Annotated in this window: 18 protein-coding genes and 1 riboswitch; of the genes, 6 read left to right on the top strand and 12 right to left on the bottom strand. The window is 38.0% G+C overall.

The genetic code is table 11. The features are described 5' to 3' along the window. Nucleotides 1–706 precede the first annotated feature (706 nt). The 10 genes from ABC255_RS02300 to ABC255_RS02255 all read right to left on the bottom strand — a co-directional run bounded on the left by ABC255_RS02300 (nt 707) and on the right by ABC255_RS02255 (nt 11,830). Nucleotides 707–838 carry a hypothetical protein gene (locus tag ABC255_RS02300; protein ID WP_412991159.1) on the bottom strand — a complete coding sequence of 44 codons (132 nt, stop codon included), beginning with the start codon at nt 836–838 and terminating at the stop codon, nt 707–709. Nucleotides 839–886: 48 nt separating this feature from the next. Further along, nucleotides 887–974: riboswitch (cyclic di-GMP riboswitch) on the bottom strand. 652 nt (nt 975–1,626) lie between these two features. Then, nucleotides 1,627–2,505, bottom strand: a complete 879-nt coding sequence (locus ABC255_RS02295) for an aldose 1-epimerase family protein (RefSeq protein WP_412991158.1) — start codon at nt 2,503–2,505, stop codon at nt 1,627–1,629. 482 nt (nt 2,506–2,987) lie between these two features. Next, entirely contained in the window at nt 2,988–3,629 is a 642-nt protein-coding gene (locus ABC255_RS02290; protein ID WP_412991157.1) for a class D sortase, read from the bottom strand. A gap of 6 nt (nt 3,630–3,635) precedes the next feature. Next, nucleotides 3,636–4,352, bottom strand: a complete 717-nt coding sequence (locus ABC255_RS02285) for a cell wall anchor protein (RefSeq protein ID WP_412991156.1) — start codon at nt 4,350–4,352, stop codon at nt 3,636–3,638. A 325-nt stretch (nt 4,353–4,677) separates the two neighbouring features. Next, nucleotides 4,678–5,886: an AAA family ATPase gene (locus tag ABC255_RS02280; RefSeq protein ID WP_412991155.1), complete on the bottom strand. Its 1,209-nt coding sequence runs from the start codon at nt 5,884–5,886 to the stop codon at nt 4,678–4,680. Then, a complete protein-coding gene (locus tag ABC255_RS02275; protein WP_412991154.1) occupies nt 5,887–6,780 on the bottom strand; it encodes a tetratricopeptide repeat protein in 894 nt (297 codons plus the stop codon). It abuts the gene before it with no gap. After that, nucleotides 6,770–7,243 carry a hypothetical protein gene (locus ABC255_RS02270; RefSeq protein ID WP_412991153.1) on the bottom strand — a complete coding sequence of 158 codons (474 nt, stop codon included), beginning with the start codon at nt 7,241–7,243 and terminating at the stop codon, nt 6,770–6,772. Before ABC255_RS02270 ends, ABC255_RS02275 begins: the two co-directional genes overlap by 11 nt. Before the next feature lie 250 nt (nt 7,244–7,493). Beyond that, a complete protein-coding gene (locus tag ABC255_RS02265) occupies nt 7,494–8,135 on the bottom strand; it encodes a sortase (RefSeq protein ID WP_412991152.1) in 642 nt (213 codons plus the stop codon). A gap of 2 nt (nt 8,136–8,137) precedes the next feature. After that, nucleotides 8,138–8,869, bottom strand: a complete 732-nt coding sequence (locus ABC255_RS02260; protein ID WP_412991151.1) for a cohesin domain-containing protein — start codon at nt 8,867–8,869, stop codon at nt 8,138–8,140. A 33-nt stretch (nt 8,870–8,902) separates the two neighbouring features. Then, complete coding sequence (locus tag ABC255_RS02255; RefSeq protein ID WP_412991150.1) at nt 8,903–11,830, bottom strand: tandem-95 repeat protein; 2,928 nt, start codon at nt 11,828–11,830, stop codon at nt 8,903–8,905. Nucleotides 11,831–12,078: 248 nt separating this feature from the next. Between ABC255_RS02255 and ABC255_RS02250 the strand changes: the two genes are divergently transcribed. After that, nucleotides 12,079–12,765: a Hint domain-containing protein gene (locus tag ABC255_RS02250; RefSeq protein ID WP_412991149.1), complete on the top strand. Its 687-nt coding sequence runs from the start codon at nt 12,079–12,081 to the stop codon at nt 12,763–12,765. A 396-nt stretch (nt 12,766–13,161) separates the two neighbouring features. Here ABC255_RS02250 and ABC255_RS02245 read toward each other — a convergent pair whose 3' ends face one another. Beyond that, nucleotides 13,162–14,391 (bottom strand): phospholipase D-like domain-containing protein, encoded by a 1,230-nt coding sequence (locus ABC255_RS02245; RefSeq protein WP_412991148.1) that lies wholly within the window; start codon nt 14,389–14,391, stop codon nt 13,162–13,164. Between the two features lie 501 nt (nt 14,392–14,892). Here ABC255_RS02245 and ABC255_RS02240 point away from each other — a divergent pair. The 5 genes from ABC255_RS02240 to ABC255_RS02220 all read left to right on the top strand — a co-directional run bounded on the left by ABC255_RS02240 (nt 14,893) and on the right by ABC255_RS02220 (nt 17,585). Continuing rightward, a complete protein-coding gene (locus tag ABC255_RS02240) occupies nt 14,893–15,735 on the top strand; it encodes a hypothetical protein (RefSeq protein ID WP_412991147.1) in 843 nt (280 codons plus the stop codon). 186 nt (nt 15,736–15,921) lie between these two features. Continuing rightward, complete coding sequence (locus tag ABC255_RS02235) at nt 15,922–16,488, top strand: competence protein ComK (RefSeq protein ID WP_412998456.1); 567 nt, start codon at nt 15,922–15,924, stop codon at nt 16,486–16,488. 29 nt (nt 16,489–16,517) lie between these two features. Next, the gene (locus tag ABC255_RS02230) at nt 16,518–16,769 is read left to right on the top strand and encodes a helix-turn-helix domain-containing protein (protein WP_412991146.1); all 252 of its coding nucleotides are present in this window, start codon (nt 16,518–16,520) and stop codon (nt 16,767–16,769) included. A gap of 200 nt (nt 16,770–16,969) precedes the next feature. Further along, complete coding sequence (locus tag ABC255_RS02225; protein ID WP_412991145.1) at nt 16,970–17,245, top strand: helix-turn-helix domain-containing protein; 276 nt, start codon at nt 16,970–16,972, stop codon at nt 17,243–17,245. Nucleotides 17,246–17,345: 100 nt separating this feature from the next. Further along, the gene (locus tag ABC255_RS02220) at nt 17,346–17,585 is read left to right on the top strand and encodes a hypothetical protein (RefSeq protein ID WP_412991144.1); all 240 of its coding nucleotides are present in this window, start codon (nt 17,346–17,348) and stop codon (nt 17,583–17,585) included. A gap of 828 nt (nt 17,586–18,413) precedes the next feature. Here ABC255_RS02220 and ABC255_RS02215 read toward each other — a convergent pair. Further along, nucleotides 18,414–18,977: a DUF7713 domain-containing protein gene (locus ABC255_RS02215; RefSeq protein WP_412991143.1), complete on the bottom strand. Its 564-nt coding sequence runs from the start codon at nt 18,975–18,977 to the stop codon at nt 18,414–18,416. Between the last annotated feature and the right edge of the window lie 125 nt (nt 18,978–19,102).

Here is a 19,102-nt window from a genome sequence, read left to right as displayed (position 1 = left end):
GGAGCATTGTTTTGATTTATACAAAATTTATCATTTGTAAAATTAATCAAACGTTTGATTAATTCGGAGAAAAACCAAGCAACAACTACGACTTCCTAATGTAATCAAGAGAATTGCCAAGACTTCAGCTGGATTTCCAATTCACTTGATGATTTCCCTTTTTATAATCCCTCGCTCCATAATTACGATTATTGTTTCTATCATGGTTATTAATGTGCCTTTTTCGTACCTTCACCTGTTTCTGATATACCCCCATCACCATTTTATTCTTTATTGTACAAAAAGTTTTTTTAAAAAGGCTAGACTTTTTCTGAGTGTTTGCCGATACTATTTATGTAACTTGCTAACTCCTAAGCAAGTACTAGTAATATTTCAATTGAGCTGTCCTTTTAAGGACGGCTCTTTGTTTTAAAGTGTAACTATAATAAAATATACAATCTCTCATTCATCGATAGGCTTCTTCGAAGCATGAGGACGGGTTTGTTATCACCAAAGGGTTTTCGGCACTTTTAATCAAATGATTGATTAGCACTGATTTCTTTTTATAAATCCGGTTCATACTAATCATGGACTAAGAGTAAAAAAGAACAGGTTTATTGCACTGCAATGTGCAATAAACCTATTCTTGTAATCTATTAATAATATTGACAATATCCAATCAGTGAAATAATAATGTATTCAAGAAAATACGCTATGTGACAGACAATTAGTTTTGGTAAGCCCTTTCATTCCGAAACACTTCTAACTGGCTGTCTCCCTTTTTTGCTGCGACCATAAGGCTCATGGTCAAGAGCATTGTAAAGGAACCAACTAATAAACCTGCAAGAAATATTAACATAATATTACCTCCTAATACTATTTTATAATTCGTAGGAAGGCGATCATATTCGGCACCTGGCTGGCCTAGTTTCAATAAACCTTAGCCCCTTATAGTTTTGCGTCACCATCTTTCAATGGATTTGCCCTTTCGAACGAACTATGTATTTACAAGTTTAATATATCATTAATTCCTAACACTTAATAGTACTATTAAAAATTTCAATATAATAAAAACACAAAAATAGATAAATTTCGACAAAATTTTTAAATCTATCTACTGTTACTTTTATGTTAATCTCCTTTCTGAAATCTATATCGTCTACTTTCGAAAGAGCCCAACAGGCACCCACTGAGGCCCTTATTACTCTTTTCTATATACCCCTTTAATCGACAAACTAAACATCTCTTAAATAACGTAAATGTTGAAATAACCACTGTAGAAGCGAATCTAATCAAACGTTTGGTTAACCAGTCAAATTACTAACTAAACGTTTAATTAAAAGTCGGAAAAGCCCTAGTGTTTCTAATAAATCTTCCATTTTTTTGAAAATTTCCTGTCGATGTAAGATCTCACTCTTTAATCAATTTCACCAATAAAAATGAATAAAAACTAATAATCTACAAAAACTCACAGGTTTCGTTGCCAATCAAACGTTTGATTAAAGCGGTCACGATCGCACTTAAATAATTCTATTTCATTAATATCTTGGTAGAAAATTGTCGCTAGAAGTCCCTGAGACGTTCTATGGTTCCGTGTAGCAAATAGAGGATCCCGAGAACCGGCCAAGAACCAGCCCCCTAGCCCCTTTATTTAAACATCATTGTATATTTGACTTGGAAGGTTTCTGCGGTTCCAAGTTTATTCACACCAAACTTCTCCTTTAAGTTTCCTTTTGTATCATATGTATCTGCAATGCCGTACCAAGGCTCAATGCAAACAAACGGAGCTATGGTCCCATCTGTTTCCTTGTATTTCGACCAAACCCCAACAAAAGGAAAACCTTCAAAGAGTACTTCTACACCATGACCTGACTGATTTGACACCAATCCGACTTTATCGATATTGCTGTAAATAAGTGCATCATGGGCAAATAGAGAGCTAGTGAGTTGAATCGTTGAAAGTTCATTCGCTGTGCCTTTCTCATAAATGAGGGAATTCTTTAGCTCATATTCCATCACATTCTTATTTGTCGCAGGTGTTAAGTTCAAATGGTAATCTTCAATGGTTTCAGTTTCAACTAGTGGAACCCTAAATGCAGGATGTGCACCAATGGAAAAATACATCTCTTCCTTGTTCTCATTCAGGATTTGCCACTGAACCATCAGCGAGTCCTCCATGAGACGATATCGAATTGTGGCTTTAAATTCGTAAGGATAAACATGAATGAAGCGTCCTTGGGACTCAAATACAAAAGAAACGGTTGTTGATGTCTGCTCAGCTACATCGAATTCAACATCACGCAGAAAGCCATGCTGCGACATCTTGTAGGTCTGGCCATCCAGTTGATAGTGATCTTCCTTTAACCGACCCACAATCGGAAATAAGACAGGAGAGACTCGTCCCCAATATGCCTCATCCCCTGTCCACATATAATCCAGCTTATTTTTCTTATGCGTTACTTTACGTACTTCTGCTCCGTGTCTGACAATATCAACCTTCAACCAATCATTTTCAATGAAAATCATCATTTTCCCTCGTCTCTTTGTTATGGTATTTCATATTCATCTTATCCTCATATGACCTGCAAAAACCCTGTGAGTAAATCCTTTAAACCATCATGAAACATATATTCTCTAAACAAATGGCACAATAACCCATCATTACTTACTAAGCAATATTCCCGTTTCCGTTTGGGAGAGTGAAATAATCCTCTACTTCTTTCATTAGTTGTTATACCATTAATTCAACAAATTTAGACCGTACCTATCGTTCAAAAATAGTTGAACAAATTTGTATCATAAACATTAAACAGACTCAATCACTCTTACACCTGCTGAGCATTATCGGATCAAGCAGTATCTGAACCTACTAGATGATATCTTACAACCTATCAATCTTCAACAAAACTCGGGGCGTGCCAGGCATGGAAATGATTGCAACCAATAGTAACTCTTCTACTTTTTAAAAAAAGAAGCAGCCCAATGAACAATTCATCAGGCTGCTTCTATTAGTTACTAGCAATAATCGGACTAGAAACCAACTTCGTATAAACAATATACCGATCAGGTGCATCCCCGATAAAATCAAAGGGATAACACGTTGTTAACGTAAGGGTTTCATAATCAGTTGGTACCATAACAGTCATATCGTCTGCTGGTACGATTTTAAAGTCAATCGCTTCGTAAACAAAATCACCATACGGAGTAGTAAAGGTTACTTGTTCACCTATTTTTAGGTGTTCTAGCTTCCTGAACACCGTATCCCGGTGTCCGCTTAAAATGACATTGCCGCCTTGTCCTGGCAGGGCACTGCCGGCAAAATGGCCAGCACCCTTTTTCAATTCATTATCATGGGTGCCCTGGACAACAGGAACATTTAAGTCAATCGAGGTAAACTGCAGCTCACCGATTGATGAACCTGGATCTGGAAGTTTTGGCCATGGCTGGTCAAATGTCTGATCAGGTAATTCTGGTTCGTATTCATCAACCACTTCATGCGCTAACAAGACTGTCTGTTTTGATAAATCCCATCCAAAATAGGCTACAATTCCAACACCGGCTGCAATCAGTAAAACCGGAAAACTAAGCAGTACCCATTTCCACTTCTGGTACCACTTCTTTTTCCGTTTTTTCTTTCTTATCTTTTCCATGATTTCTTAAGCTTCGATTTCGGATTTGCGTACTAAACGTACTGCTGGAACAGCAGCAATTCCGCCTAATAGAATTAATAATCCGCCTAGTGCCATATAATCTACGGTGTTGCTGTCTGTGTTAGGAAGTGGAGCATTTGGCATTGGAACAAAAGTTCCTGCTTTATCTAATTGCTTTTTCGCTTGTACAGCGTCTTTTAATGCATTTAATTTTGCTTCAATTACTTTACTACTTAAATCTTCTTTAGTTGGATTGATAACAGCTAGTACATTTCCACTTAAATCTTTTAACTGGATAATAAGTGTAGAAGATCCAGCCTTATAAGTTGTGATGTCAATAGGGTTACCTTTTTCATCTGTAATAGAAGCTTGAAGATGTGCTAATTTCACGCTTTCTAGGAATAAGCGGCCAACTTCAACCTTCTGAGCTGTTGGAAGATCTTCTGGATTGGCTGCACCCTTTAAAATTTTGCTTACAGCCTGAGCATTGTCAAGGATTCCTTGATGCTCTGCATCGCTTAGAGTAATAGACTGTAAGTATGCATATAAATAATCTACCTGTGCAATATTTAGAGCCTTTAAGGAATCTACTAATTTCTGTGCATGGGGAGTTGTATTTCCTGCTGCTAGAACAGCATTACCCGGAACAGCAGCAAATGCAGTTAAACTCAAACTAAGTGCTGCAATCACAGACCCCTTTTTCAACGTTGACTTAAAATTCATCTCTTCACCCTCTACTTTATTTTCATGTATCTATATAAGATAACATAATCTGCTAGTTTTCTCAATGAAATATAGAGAAAATTGTCAGTTTTTGTGAAAAGCATAGGACCAAGGGCCGCTTCTCATGGTTTTTAATGTAAAGTAAAAATCTTTCTATTCTATTAGCTAGTAAAATACAAGTTCCCACAAATAGTGCAAGCTGTACAACCAACTAATCGATTGATTAAAAGTGGTACAACCCCTTTTGGAAAACAAACCTTAGTGTGTTTTCAGGAAAATTTATTGTCGAGGAAACGTTCTTGAATTTTTTTACCGCTACCTACTGCTACAAATTCTCCCTAATATACGCCGCAGCTTCATGATAAATCCCGCCCTGGTTTCCATATTTAATGTAATTTTTTATGGTTGACAACCATTCAATGGTCGTTGGTTTCGTGAGGTGGATAGCATCTAATAAATCATCCATGGTTATCAGCCTTTCACGGCCATCTTCCATAATTTCTGCTAACACCTTTTCAGCTGCTATTTCTACCGTATTTTCAATATCAGCACCTGAATAAAGTGGGGTTCGATCAGCGAGCACCTCATAAACAATTCCCTTTTCGACTGGTCTGCCACTAAGTTTTAATTGAAAAATAAGCTTCCTTGCTTCTCGATCCGGCGGCGGAACGAAGACGAGTTTATCAAACCTGCCTGGGCGCTTAAAGGCATCATCCACGTCCCATGGCATATTGGTCGCCCCGATAATCAGTAATTTTTCATTCGTTGATTCCACGCTTTGAAGCTCATTCAGCATCGTATCCACCAAAGGACGCATCACATCGGAACGAGACTTCGAACGGCTGTAGCCAAGTGCATCCAATTCATCGAAAAATACAACAGCAGGAGCATTGCCTCGTGCCGTTTCAAACGCATTATGAAGATTCTGCTCACTTACACCAACATAGGGGTCCAGAATCTCAGATATATGGATGGGATAAAAATTAGCACGGCATTCTCCGGCAGTAGCCTTGGCAATATACGTCTTCCCGCAGCCAGGCGGTCCGTACAACAAGATTCCGCCGCCAGCCTTCTTACGAAATTTCGCAAACAGACCTGGGTTCATGAATGGCTTGATTATTTTCATCTCAATCGTTTTCTTTAAATCACCAAGACCGCCAACATCATCAAACGTAACCTTCTTAGGAATTCGATTCTCAAGCGAGATCACATTTTCCTGTTTTCGTCCTTGGATGACCTGAAAGCCTTTTGTCCGTTCTTTCTCCTCAGGAGCAGGCACTGCTTCACTTACAGAAGACCTGTCGTCTAATTCGTCAGAGTTCACGGGCGCACCACTAGGATGATGATAATTATGAAGGGCAGTAAGCACCGCTTCTTCAAGAGAAGGATCCCCCTCCTTAAGCGCCAAGGAAAATGCATGCAGCGCTTGTGATAGCTGTCCGCTTTTTAAATATTCCTCTCCAAGCAAAAACTGAACCTGATGATTGTTCTTATCCCGTTCCAGAATAGACTGATAAATTTCTATTTTATCCATTTAAAGCCTGCCTTTCACAAACCATTTATATAATAATGGTGCAATCCACGTATAAATGGTAAACAAGATATAAGTCACAGCAAAGATCAACAGCGGGATGTACAGGTTAAGCGATTGAAGCAGCAAGGCGATCACCATAAAGGCTATCCAAACCACAGCTGGTCCGCCGATTTTTTCAATGAAATGTTGAGGAGAAAAAAGCGGGTGGGACAATGAATCATAATACTCCAGCAAAGCCAGAATATTTTGGTCCTCGGGATTAAGCAGAAAAGCTTGTCTGTAACATTCCCGTGCCTCTTTCACCTCCCCTTTTAATACATGGAACATCGCCATATTGGTCAGGTTCTGCACCTCATCAGCTGACGTCTTTAGAACATTCCGAATGTATTCCTGCTGCATTTTCACGTCGGCTTTCGCAAAATAAAAATCTAGTAAAAACTGATTCACTCTTTCACTATACGGCTCTAGCTCTCTAGCTTGTTCCAACAGAGCAAACGCCTTTTGATCATGGCCAGCTTGAAGCATCAAACGGCCGTAAGAGGCAATCAATTCTCCATTCACCGGATCTTTTTCAAGTGCCGTTAAAAAGGCTTCCTCTGCTTCTGTAAACTTTCCCTCATGCTGATAAGCCGATCCAATAAAGTGATAGCCGGTGATTTCGTCATATCCAAATCGCAGTGCTTCCCGGCAGAGTTCCCTCGCCCCTTGAAAGTCTTCCCTGGACATTTCGACTACGGCCATTTGAAACAAGGCCATGGCGTTTTCGGGATTTTCCCTTAGCAGGTTTTCAATGATGGGGGCCGCCGCCTCATATCTGCCAATAGTGAAATAATGCTGGATAACAGCTGCATCATTTTGTTTTTCCTGAATCGTCATAGCTGCATCATCCCACACTTCCCGTTAGGATAAAAGCCGCCACCATGATACTAAACTGGATCAAACCCCCGATAATAATCCACAGCAAGGCAGGCTTAAATAAGGGCATGATTTCTCCATTTGTCACCAAATGCTGTTTAAATGGCTTGTTTAACACAAATTTGTAAAGGAGAAACAGAAGAATCGAGAGAAACTGCATAGAATAACGAGGCATCCTGTTCCCTTCAGCAAAAGCGCCATTTGCATACATGTAAAAAATCACCACATCCGCTAGCAGCACAAGGACACTTGTAACGAACATCAAATAAGTATGCAGCCTCGGTACATTCAGCCACTTCGCATTCCTCGTGCCAAGCACCATCATGGGAATAGGTCCACCTAAAAAGGCAACGAGGAAAAAGCGGTTGATATCATACGATTTTGTTTGATCCCAGCCATCTTTAAGCGAAGGCTGAAATAGATCAGAAGCTGGTCTGGACATGGTCTCACCCCTAAAAATTTCCTTTTAGTTTTCTATTCCTATCATCGCAAAAATTAAAAAACTGTCAATGGATATTTAATGAATAGAATCATCATTTTATCTGAAAACTTGAAGTCCTTTTAAGAAAAGCAGCTCAGCAAGCATCATCTATTACGGGCTAAACAAAAAAGCCACCAATTTGGCAGCTCGCGTTACTCTTTTTCAGGTAGTTCAATAATTAGCTTTATATCCGTTCTCTCTTCCCCATCATTTACTTTCGTTTTAAGATTTTTTTCAATTCTAAAACCTGGGGAGTGACAGGCACCGGAAAACGGGCCAAGGTTCCTGTCCCCTTGGTTCCAGTGGCCTGCCCCACTACAATAAGTCTCTGATCTGGATTATCCGTACAGGTAATAAGGGTGAGCATGCTCTCGGATTGTTCATCCTGACTTAAAGGTGATAAGTCTGATTCATCAACAATATATTTATCTATCATAACGTATTCCATCTTCTTGCCAGTTTGATCTTCCAAGATGATTTTATCTGACTTATTGATGTTGGTCAGTTTTCCAAAAAAACTTCCATTCTTCATATTATGTCCTGCCAACACGAGGTTTCCCTTTTGATGGATGGCAGGGCCCGTTACTTTTGTAATTGATATATCTAAGTTTTCATCTGTGGTTTTGTTTAGAATAATATATTGAATATCCAGGCTTGGAATCATAATCCTTCCGAATACCTGCTCTTCAACCTTAGTGCTTGAAGGAATTTTCCCCTCCAGGGCCTCGTTGTAGAGTTGCTCTAGCTTTTCTCTTTCTTGTTGATGTGACTGTTCCTCGTAGAAGCGATATAACCGAAGTGAAACCAATGCAACTAAGAGCAGGATCATCACTATGGTAAAACCTTTTTTCATCGTTACTTCCTAACCAGATTCTGTCTCTTTTTATAAATCCACATTGACAGTAAAACAGCTGCTAATACAGCAATTCCAATATTCAAATAGGTATCAATTATTGAGTCGTCCCCTGTTTTTGGCAGAGCACCAGTATTCGTTTCCTTAACAGGTGTCTTATCTACTTTTTCAGGTGCAGCTTCTTTTGTTGGTTCAACAATCGTAAACGCCCCATCCTCTACACCCACAGACAGAGCGTGATTAGAAGCGTCCGTGAACGATAAAGCTTCTGGATCCTTCACCCGAACCGTTAGCTTCTTTTCTCCAACATAGTCAGGATGAATCACTTCTACTTGAATGGTAAAGAGTTTTGTTTCTTTATTAATAGGAGAATCTCCTGCGGTCGGGTCTGCCCAGGCAGCTCGTAAAAATCCAGCTGTGTTATCATAGTTGGACCAGAAACAGCCCTCTGCTTTATCTGAGCAGGTATCCGCTGTACTGCCATAACCAGATTGGATCCCGACAACCTTTAAACTATCTTTATCAAAATTAATTTCAATCCCGTACGCTGCGATTTCTTTCTTTGGCTGGCTTATTTTAACCGGTACCTCCACCACTTCACCAACAGTCCCTTGAACATTACCGATGGAAATAGTTGTATCAAATCCATCAGCGAATGTTAGGGTCGGCAGGGTAAGGGACAGGATGAAAAAGAAAAGACTAGTCAGCCGGATTGTTTTGCTAGTTATTTTCATCGAACTATCTCCCTTTATTTAATCGTAGGTTTATCACTGAATATCATGACGGCCAAAGAACTGTAATGAGTCTACAGGGTAGAAAGTCCATTGGATAGGATTGTATAAGGATAATCCATCCTTAATCCCTTTATTCCGTACCATCGTTCCCCCGTTAGGCAAAATCGGCTTTGGACCATTATTGAATGGGTCCCCCACGGTATCAATAACCAGTCCATCCTTCTTTAAGACAAATGCGTTATTGATAAATCCTGTTTGCGTAATAAAAGTCTCATCGTTATAGTATCCAATATTCATGATATCAAAGGCATCGTAAAAGGTAGTGTTGATTATCAGGTAAGGCATATTTGGCCAAATTGAAATTGGCATGCTTGTAACCTTCTTTTGCCCCGTTGCCACTTGCCACTGATGTAACTCTAATTGAAATCCGGCAACAGGTGCAGTTTCACTGCCTGTACCTGTATAGAAAATTTCAATACCTGAGCGATTAACAGAGCTTCCTTGCAAGTATTCAGAAATAATTGCTGTTGGTGCATCGGTACTAGCTTTAATCACCATGCTCGAGGATGTAATCACTTTTCCTTTAACAGTTGCAGATTCTTTCGTTGTAACGGAGAAATCATTAATATCAAAATCAAAATCAGTACCATCGAAATCGAGTAATAAACCGATTGTTGATTCATCTAATGGCATTGCCATAACAATCGTGGTTCCTGCAGGTGCATTGTTCAAAATAAAATCCTGCTCTGAAACCGTATCTTTAAAACGATCTCCGGTTATACTCAGGGTTATTAAAGCCCCACTTTGACTCTTCAGTTCAAATTCTGTTAAGGGCGCGAGTGGATCTTGTCGATATGGATCTGGAGATAGCGTAATGACTGGCTCTTGTACTTTTACCTTTTGACCAGCACTGCTAAAGGCACGATCGGCCTGTGCACCAGAGACAGCTACAGGTGTAACTTCAAAGAATAAATAATAATCTTCATCACCATCTTGAATCGAATATTCTGTTGAAGAGGCACCATCAATCGCTTCCTTGTCACTGCCATCTGCCATTGTTCCACGATACCATTTAAACGTTGAAGCACCTTCTTGGTCATTTTCAACATCTGTATAAGTGTATACACCTTGTAACGTTTCTCCTGGTTCTAGCTTCCCTTCGACCGCTACATTCGTAATCGAAGGCGCGTCATTCACAGCCGCAATCGAAACTGCCACTGTGACCACTTCCGAGTCAACACTTCCATCATTTACTTTAAAGCTGAATGTGTCTGTTCCATATACATTTGCGTTTGGCTGATAGGTGTAGGAGCCAGTTTGAGAATTAAGCGTTATACTTCCTTTTTTGCCATTTTCCACAAGGATATAGGTTAACGCATCTCCATCTATATCCGTTGCAGAAAGGGTACCTGCTGCTTGCACATCCTCTGTCACTTCAAGGTTGCCCTCATTTGCAACAGGAGTGTCATTCACGGCTTGAACCTCAATCGTAACAGTCTGAACTTCCGAGTCAGCATTTCCGTCATTTACTTTATAAGTAAACGTATCGGTGCCATTAAAATTGGCATCCGGTACATACGTAAAGGTGCCATCTAGATTCAAGGTTAGAGAACCATGTGCGGGATTACTTTCTTTGACAACGGACAACTCATCACCGTCTACATCCACGTCATTTACTAGAATACTAGCTGCCTCTAACTTTGTATCTTCCTGAACAGCATACGTATCTCCAACAACCGTTGGAGCATCAATTACAGCCGCAATCGAAACTGCCACAGTCACAACAGCAGAGTCAACAGATCCATCATTCACTTTAAAGCTGAAAGTATCTGTTCCATGGACATTTGCGTTTGGCTGATAGGTGTAGGTGCCCGTTTGACGATTAAGCATCACCGTTCCTTTTTTCCCATCTTCCACAAGGGTATATGTTAAAGCATCTCCCTCTACATCACTTGCGGAAAGAGTTCCTTTGGCTTGAACATCCTCTGTAACTTCTAAGCTGCTTGCAACCGCAACAGGTGCATCATTCACGGCTTTAACTTCAATCTTAACCGTTTGAACCTCCGAGTCTGCATGTCCATCATTGACTTTATATGTAAACGTATCGGTTCCATTAAAGTTAGCGTCTGGAACATATGTGAACGTTCCTTTCGAATTCAAAGTTAGTGAGCCATTTTCAGGACCGCTCACCTTAATTACATTTAATTCATTCCCTTCAACATCGATATCATTTTGAAGGACCGTCGCTGCAGCAACCACCTCTAAATTTGTATCTTCTAGGGTGCTGTATGAATCATCATGGGCAATAGGTTTGTCATTGATATCACTTAACTGAATGAAATAGTTTTGGTCGGCAGCAATGGTAGGCGTCTTTCCTACATAGCTAGCCATAAGCACACTGGCATCCGCATTTGTTACTTTCCCATCACCATTAATATCTAATAATTTCAATGCTTCATCGGTTAACGCGACCTTACCACTTGTTACTTGATAGATTTGAAGGGCATCAGCTGGATTTACGATTCCATCCCCATTCAAATCTCCCTTTTTACTAATCTTTATCTTGAATTGATCACTAAGGGTATTCCCCTCTGCATCGGTAGCTGTAACGTTAATAACCGAGTCACCAAAACCTTTTATCGTTACATGTACCGTACTAGAATTGGATTCCGATAGAGTCACAATATTGCTGCTGGAGGAAGCCTCTAGCTGAATTGTGCCTTCCTTACTAAAAGAGATAAATCGGTTACTAAAGTCAATGCTAATCGTTTCTCCATTAAGAGAAACGTAAGGTTTCATCCAATCTACACCATCATTAAATACCACTTTCGCATTTTCTGTAATGGATGTGGCTGTAACAAGACCCGGCCCCGCTGCAGAAATAATGACAGCAGCACTAAATACAGATAAGAACCCCTTTTTACTCAACGAGAAAAAGTGTTTACTGGCTTCTTTCTTCACAAAAAGCCCTCCTTCAAAAACATATAAAAAGACTGTGATAAATATACCATATTTCAATGAAAAACAAGTCGAAAATTCGAAAAATTTGTTAAAAAAGCACTATAATTGTAGGATTCACAACTAGTTCTTCTTAACTAATAGTTTAATTAAAAGGCGGACAGTCCCTTTTGGAGTGACAGGTATCCTAACGATAACTTATAATAAATTTGTTTAGTGTGAATATTTCGCTAATTTTATAGGGGGATCATATGACAAGATATAGTGAACGTTTACGATTGTCTCAGGAAAATGAATTTTTAGAAGAAGAAGAGAAAAAGCGTAAGAGGATGTGGCTTCCGACTATGCCGCCGGATGGATGCTTTGCAGAGGGAACACCGATCCTTTTGGCGAATGGCGAAATTAAGAATGTAGAAACGTTAACTATTTATGATAGCAAAACCCAAGAAGGTGATAGGGTCATGACATTGGGTGGCACATCAGCAACCGTTGTTGACTTGATTCATGGACCAGAGAAGCTACCGATGGTTAATTTAACGGTGCAAGCATATGATGGGGATGACTATCGAGAAATAACTGTTAGTGTAACGGAACAACACCCTGTTTTAGTTCGATACAACTACCTCGTTCAAGCAAACTTGATTGAGATAAATGAGAAAGTTCATACTTTGTGGGGTCCTGGCATTGTTAAAAAAGTTGAACGTGCTACGACTGAAAAGGATGTTTGGAATTTCGTTTTAGGAAGTGAGCAATTTCTACAAGAATCTATTTATGGGGAAACAGCATTACGTCATGCTTTTTCCGCAAATAGTTTACTTGGACTACCTGCAAAAAATCACATCGTTTTTTCCAATGGAGTTGCCCTTGCTACATGGACACTACAAACACAATTAGTAGCCTTATTAAAAAATGGTATTAACATTAATCAATTTTCATAAGGAAGACGCTGCGGAGAGTCATCGATTACTACCGCTTTTAGGACCTTTAAAGTCCTTTTTTCTTGAGAAAAATACAAAAAGCAATGGTACTGCCATTCAACGTTGCTGGCAGAAGTGGTTTCTTACATTACAAGATGTGAGAAACCACTTCCTTTTCACTATAAGATTTTTTCGATAACTTTCCTGCTTCCACGGACGAATAAACACAGCATTAGCAGCACGTAATGCATATCTAATCAAACGTTTAATTAACTCCAAATCTATTAATCAAACATTTGATTGAATGGCCGATAACCCTTTTAGGCTTGTCCTGTCACAATGAAATCCGCATTCAATCAATTTTAGCAACAATATTTCCGAAAAGCGCCTTTAATAAAAAATCCAAATAGCAAGCTCTTATATTTTTATTTTACTTTTCAAGTCCTCTAAAATTTCTAAATGCTTAGTAAACTTCGCAGGGTTTGTATAGGCAAAAATGAGATTTTCTTCATCAGTATTATCTAATTTCAAATAGTACTCATATATTTCTACTGCTAGGGATGTAGCTTCATCCACAATAGATTTTATTGATTGTAAACAAGGAATTAACTTTTTATCTATTAAGTAAGTATTCTTACGAAGTACCTCTTTAAATTCAAACACGGTTTGTTCTTCTGCATGTACCCTGATTTGGTCACTATCGAGTATTCCGTCCGAATTTGCCCTGATACTCTCTCTTTCAAATACTTTACTCCATTCTTTCTGATATATTTCTTCTATTGATACCAGTAATTCCTCTAAAGTTTGTTTCTCTTCTCTATATTTTACTTGGACACTTTCAATTTCATCTTCCATTTCAGTTATATATTCGTCTTCTTCTTCATTCTCTTCTATCTCATCCCAATAACTTTTCATTTCTTTTAACAATTCTTCAATAACATCTTGGGAATCTACTAATCTTTCCTGTATTTGTTTAAATTCCTCTTCAATGTTTCCAGTAATTGCGCCGAGGTTCCAGTAATCATTATCATCTAGATCAGAAACATAACCGTTAAGGTACCCTTTGAATTTTCTCATATCATCAATAATCTCTTTGTACGTCTTCCGACTGATTAGAGTTGAACGTAAACTCAAGGTATTATCACTTTCATCCAGATATATCTTAATGGAGTGCTCGCTTACATAACGAATGATTTCTCTTATTCTTTCTTCAACACGATTGTTATACTGACCGATGATAGAAAACTCTAAGTTATTCTTAGAGCCTTCGGAAAAATTTGCCGAACTCAGGTATATATAATGATCCGTAAGGATAAATTTAGCGTGATTAAAATAAGTAAGGTAAGTAGTTAATTTTCTTTCTGTATGTAATGTTAATAGTTCCTTAAAAAACCATTCCGTTTTCTTTATCTCATCCTTACTAATACCGTTCGTTGAGCCATTAAATACTAAAATAATCTCAGCATCTTCATTTAGTTTAGTTAAGATACTTTTAAATAATTTTATATTAAGGTTGTACGTGAAAATAATTAGCTTATTTCCTCCAGTACAATTATTTAATAGATGCTCATAATCTTCTTTGTTATGCTTAAGAGAGACACTTTTAATCTCAATTTCACTAATATCTAAATTGATGAACTTTTCCATATTTCCTCCCATAACGATTACTCTTCTAAAGTTACGGTTGTTGGATTATAATAAAATCTTTTAACAACTTTCACTTCATTATGTAAACAACAATTTCATTTGGAGCATTATTTTTAACAAATTCAAAACTATTAACCTTATTTACTTGTTTTACAGCCGCCGAGGCCAAAGACTTAAAAAACTCAACACTACCCCTTCTTCCAATAAGTTTCATAAGTATTTCTAACCACCATTTTAACATTAATAGGAATTATATCCATATCTTTTAAAATCCATTAGAACCGTCCCCATGGTCCGCTCCTTCGGCAACCGAATTCAATTGAAAATCGACCCAAAATGCAAAAAACGCCTTCAAAAATCATTTTTGAGGGCGTTTTTTGACGTTTCGTCCTAAAAATGCCCTCAAAAGTAGAATAGGGCAGTTCGATTTACTCAGCCAATCTTGTTACTGTAGAAGTGCTGGTCGAGAGCCTACAAGCTGATGAGAGGGTGTTAGTAATCGTGAGTATAAAATCGGGTAATACGGAAGAATTTAAGCAGTTCTCACAATTTAGTTCCCTACAGGAATTTAATCAACATATGGAAATGTGGTCATTACAACACAAGCGTGATTTTACTAAAGGGGAGCTGGTGGGATTAAAAAGGCTCGTGCGATTTGCCGCCAAAGTTCCCGGCGTATGCAATGCCAAAATCGGAACCATCTTAAAATCAATTCACGCACAATACCATGATAACGGCATATCAAGGTCTACCTTTAAACGGATGATTTTGAAAGCAAGGGAATTTGGGATCATTACGGTCTTTGAAACCGAAAGGAAAAACGGTTCGCAGTCTAGCAATTTATATCAGTTTAATCGTTTTCCATCGAATGAACTACCCAAAGAGGAAAAAATGAACCACCAATATGAAACTAGTAATCTTTTAAAAACAAATAATCAAAAGATAACTAAACGTTACGAAGAACCGTCAACATTAGACTATTCCTATGTAAGCAGCACAGTACCACAACCTTTTGTCCAGCTGGTAAAATACTTTTTCACGGATGCAAAAACCATTGAAGAATATTGGCACATGGTGCAAATTACTGCTTTTCGCTTTGAGTGTAAGAATGACCTAGAAGATATACTAGACATCTCCATCCAGGCTTTTAGACAACTGATTCGAAAAATAAAAAGGACCAATCTTGTAAAAAATCCGATCGCCTACTTTTATGGAATCTTAAACAACAAATTCATGACCTTCTATTTGGAAAAGATATCTGAAATGGGGACTACAACGCCTATAACCTATACTTTTATAGATGGCATAAATCCAGACTGGGATTGGCTGCAGCCAAATGAATAAAGGATTTTAATGTCATTCAGGATATGAAACGAACCAATTCGTAAAAATGTCGTATTTTTGTCAAAATTCACTCGAATTATGACGAATCCTGTTTACTATAGTCTGCAGTAAAAAAGTCCCGATTAGCGTTTAATAGATTTGTAAGGTAACTTTTTCAAATTTTTACCACTAAAGGAGCGGAGTACTATTATAATTAAAAATTTCTTTATTGATAAGAAAGTGATACTTGTGATGGGTGAATATGATCAACATGGAAAGCTATGTTCCAGAATCATGGTAGAAAAAACGACTTTACTGGTGGACAGACCTCCACTACATTTATTGGACGATACATTAACATACATAGGCTTTGATTTACGGGGTGCAATAGCTGGAGCAAAACACATTCTTAATAAGACGGTTAAATGTCCAATCATTGTAAATCCCTATCAAAGCGTTTGCCTTTTTCCGAGCAAGTCCCCACAAAAACAAGACTGCATCTGGTTTAATCCCGACCATATTATCAACATCAAAGCAATCGGCAACAAGACACAGGTAGAATTGAGCAACGGTCATTTCCTGCTTGTCGATGCAAAAATAACTGCTTTTAACAATAAACTTCAAACAGCCAATCAATTAAAACGACTCACGAAGGAAAGAGGAATTCAAGCTAGTCCCCTCCTCTTATATCTGGAACCGCCAAAAAGGCATCAGCTTCTTAAGGAGAAATCAGGCAAGTATAATTTTGACATTTTAGAAGAAGAAGAAAAATGAAATCTACTATTCAAAGGAGGAGTTCCTTGGTGGATAATGATTCGCACCTAGATTTTGGCAAGGCATTAAAAAGACTGCGAAAGGACCGGAAATTATCGCAAGAGGAACTTGCGGACCTGAGCGGGTTAGATCGATCCTATATTAGTATTCTTGAACGAAATCTTAAACTGCCCAGTCTATATACCATTTTAGCCCTTGCTTCCGGACTTGGAATAAAAGCTTCAGAATTTATGATGGAAATGGAAAATCAAGTTTTCTATAGAGTGAATGCACCGTTCTAAAATACAAGAAAAAAATCCGTGCCCCTATAAGGGATTTCATTCTATTAAACCAAATAGTCTGGCAAGCGGTCATTCGGATTACAACAAAGATCACTAAATTAGTGAACCTATTTTTTAGTAATCGAGGCATTTTGTGGGCTATAGCCCGTGGAGAAAATACATTCCTAGGTTTGTAATGGTCATAAAAAGGAGAATTTCTCTTGAAAGAAAAGACCATTTACATAGGAAAAGTAATTAGATCCTTACGAAAAGCAAAAGGTATGACGCAAGAAGAGCTAGCGAATGAAATCTACTTAGATCGGAGCTATTTAAGTGAAATTGAAAGAAACCTAAAAGCTCCATCACTCTATACCATCTTTAAACTTACGAAGGGCTTAGACATACCGCCAGGAGAACTTACTGTAAAAATCTACGATTGTATAGACTTTGACACTTTATTCGAACAGGAGCTCACTGATCAAAAAAAGGACAAATGAAAGTAAGACACTCGTTCCAGCATTGGAAAAATAAATGAAACAGATAGGATATATAAATGAAAATCGTTTCAAAAAAAATGTGCGATATGAGGGTTAGCAGTTGAACAAGAAAAATAGTGAAATTGTAAAATTGAATATATGGAGAAACTTCGAGAATCAAGGGCAATTGTACTACATTGAGGTTTTCTATTATAAAGATGGGACCATCCAAGCATTTGCAAATAACAGCCCTGGTAAAGTCCGACATATTTCAGAAGAGTACCCAATAGGCATCGGTAAGGATGACCATGATCCTCCAAAGGCTGCTATTCAAGCGATTAACAACATTCTAAATCAATAACTCAAGCGGGAAAAACAGATAAGATTATCTTTTCGCTTTTTATGAATGAATTAGTAAATGGTGTCCCACCTTCTGCAGGATATTTTGATTTCGATTTGGCAAGTAAATAGTATAGGAAACAATCAACCTTCGTGAAAACTTGGGGAGTAACAGAGAAATTCAAACCTGTGTAAAGGAAGGGGTCTTGCACGCGAGTTGCTAGACCCCTCTTCCCTTGCATCCAAAGTTTCCTAGCTTTTTACTAGAACCCCTTCTCGACAAATTCCATAACCACCAAGGAGGACAAACTCAGGTTTAACAGTACTTAAAGCTAATTTAATCAATCGTTTGGTTAAATTAGCTTTAACTAATTAAATGTTTGATTAAATAGTGCTTAAGCCCTCTAATCAAACGAACTTTTGCCTGTTTTCAAGAAAATTAATTGTCGTATAGTGGTTGTGGTTTTTGGAATTATCTTCAAAAGTGACAATAGAAACTAGCAAAGTACAAATTTTTGCAAATATAACCATGTTACAGAACTAACTAATCGTTTAATTAGTTTTTATATAAATCCAGTAATCTCAAGGTTTTTCCAAATAATAAGTGCAGGAATTGTAAAAAAAACACCAAAGCTGTCCCACTAAATGTGCCGTTGTTTCCCGCATAATCCCCTTAAAAACTTCACGAACAAGTGCAATAGAACCGTCCACATAGTCATTGGAGAAAATAATTTACTCAACATATGAAACAAATTTCATAATAGAGCAGTTATCCGTACTACAGGAGGCCTGGGTCTGGGCTTTCTCTATATAAATTGAACTTATGAAATAAGGCGGTGTACCCATTGCTTCACTCGACATCATCAGTAACTTCAACCATTTTTAGCTTGATTTGAAAACCCTCATAGGCCATTAGCATTTTTCCAACTTCCCCCCATTTATATGGCTTTCCATCAATAATTATAAGCGGAGTTCCGTCAGCAGTTTCATCATACTCTATTAGGCCTGTGAATTGGCCATCAATAATGGTGTTGTAAGGTTGTCCATTAGGGAAAACCTTTCTTTCCACTTGCTGCTTCCCTATTCCCTTTCCAACTTTTTCAATTAGTTTATTCAATAATACAAACTGGTTATCATTTAAATCACCATATACCGCAAATTTGTAGCCAAAATCTATGTTTTCCACGGCTTCAAGGAAAATTCCCAAGGGGTCTAGTCGTCTTTCCACAATAAAGGTACGGCTAATGCCTTGATAATCCTTCAATGAAAAAGACTCAATCAGTGGCTCCAAATCAACTTCAAGTTCCTCAGATAGGAGTTGGTTATAACAATCCATACATAAATGCATGGTACCCTCATCCATTGTTAAATGAACTTTCGTATTATTAGACCCACAGCGCTCACACTTGTTCATATTATTCACCTGCTTTTATCTCTCTTCTTTTCATATAAAATGTTAACATTCCTAACAAATATAGATAATCCAAGTTTATTTAGTAAAAATACTATTATACCAAAAACGAAAACATATGTTGCCTT

Source organism: Neobacillus canaveralius, from assembly GCF_047237705.1.
Classification (GTDB): domain Bacteria; phylum Bacillota; class Bacilli; order Bacillales; family Cytobacillaceae; genus Neobacillus; species Neobacillus niacini_K.
This window is presented reverse-complemented; position numbering and strand designations above follow the sequence as displayed.

What these genes read in the sequence shown, in the direction of transcription:
- ABC255_RS02300 (WP_412991159.1), bottom strand. Translation starts at nt 838, where the DNA reads ATGTTAATATTTCTTGCAGGTTTATTAGTTGGTTCCTTTACAATGCTC.
- ABC255_RS02295 (WP_412991158.1), bottom strand. Translation starts at nt 2,505, where the DNA reads ATGATTTTCATTGAAAATGATTGGTTGAAGGTTGATATTGTCAGACAC.
- ABC255_RS02290 (WP_412991157.1), bottom strand. Translation starts at nt 3,629, where the DNA reads ATGGAAAAGATAAGAAAGAAAAAACGGAAAAAGAAGTGGTACCAGAAG.
- ABC255_RS02285 (WP_412991156.1), bottom strand. Translation starts at nt 4,352, where the DNA reads ATGAATTTTAAGTCAACGTTGAAAAAGGGGTCTGTGATTGCAGCACTT.
- ABC255_RS02280 (WP_412991155.1), bottom strand. Translation starts at nt 5,886, where the DNA reads ATGGATAAAATAGAAATTTATCAGTCTATTCTGGAACGGGATAAGAAC.
- ABC255_RS02270 (WP_412991153.1), bottom strand. Translation starts at nt 7,243, where the DNA reads ATGTCCAGACCAGCTTCTGATCTATTTCAGCCTTCGCTTAAAGATGGC.
- ABC255_RS02265 (WP_412991152.1), bottom strand. Translation starts at nt 8,135, where the DNA reads ATGAAAAAAGGTTTTACCATAGTGATGATCCTGCTCTTAGTTGCATTG.
- ABC255_RS02260 (WP_412991151.1), bottom strand. Translation starts at nt 8,869, where the DNA reads ATGAAAATAACTAGCAAAACAATCCGGCTGACTAGTCTTTTCTTTTTC.
- ABC255_RS02250 (WP_412991149.1), top strand. Translation starts at nt 12,079, where the DNA reads ATGACAAGATATAGTGAACGTTTACGATTGTCTCAGGAAAATGAATTT.
- ABC255_RS02245 (WP_412991148.1), bottom strand. Translation starts at nt 14,391, where the DNA reads ATGGAAAAGTTCATCAATTTAGATATTAGTGAAATTGAGATTAAAAGT.
- ABC255_RS02215 (WP_412991143.1), bottom strand. Translation starts at nt 18,977, where the DNA reads ATGAACAAGTGTGAGCGCTGTGGGTCTAATAATACGAAAGTTCATTTA.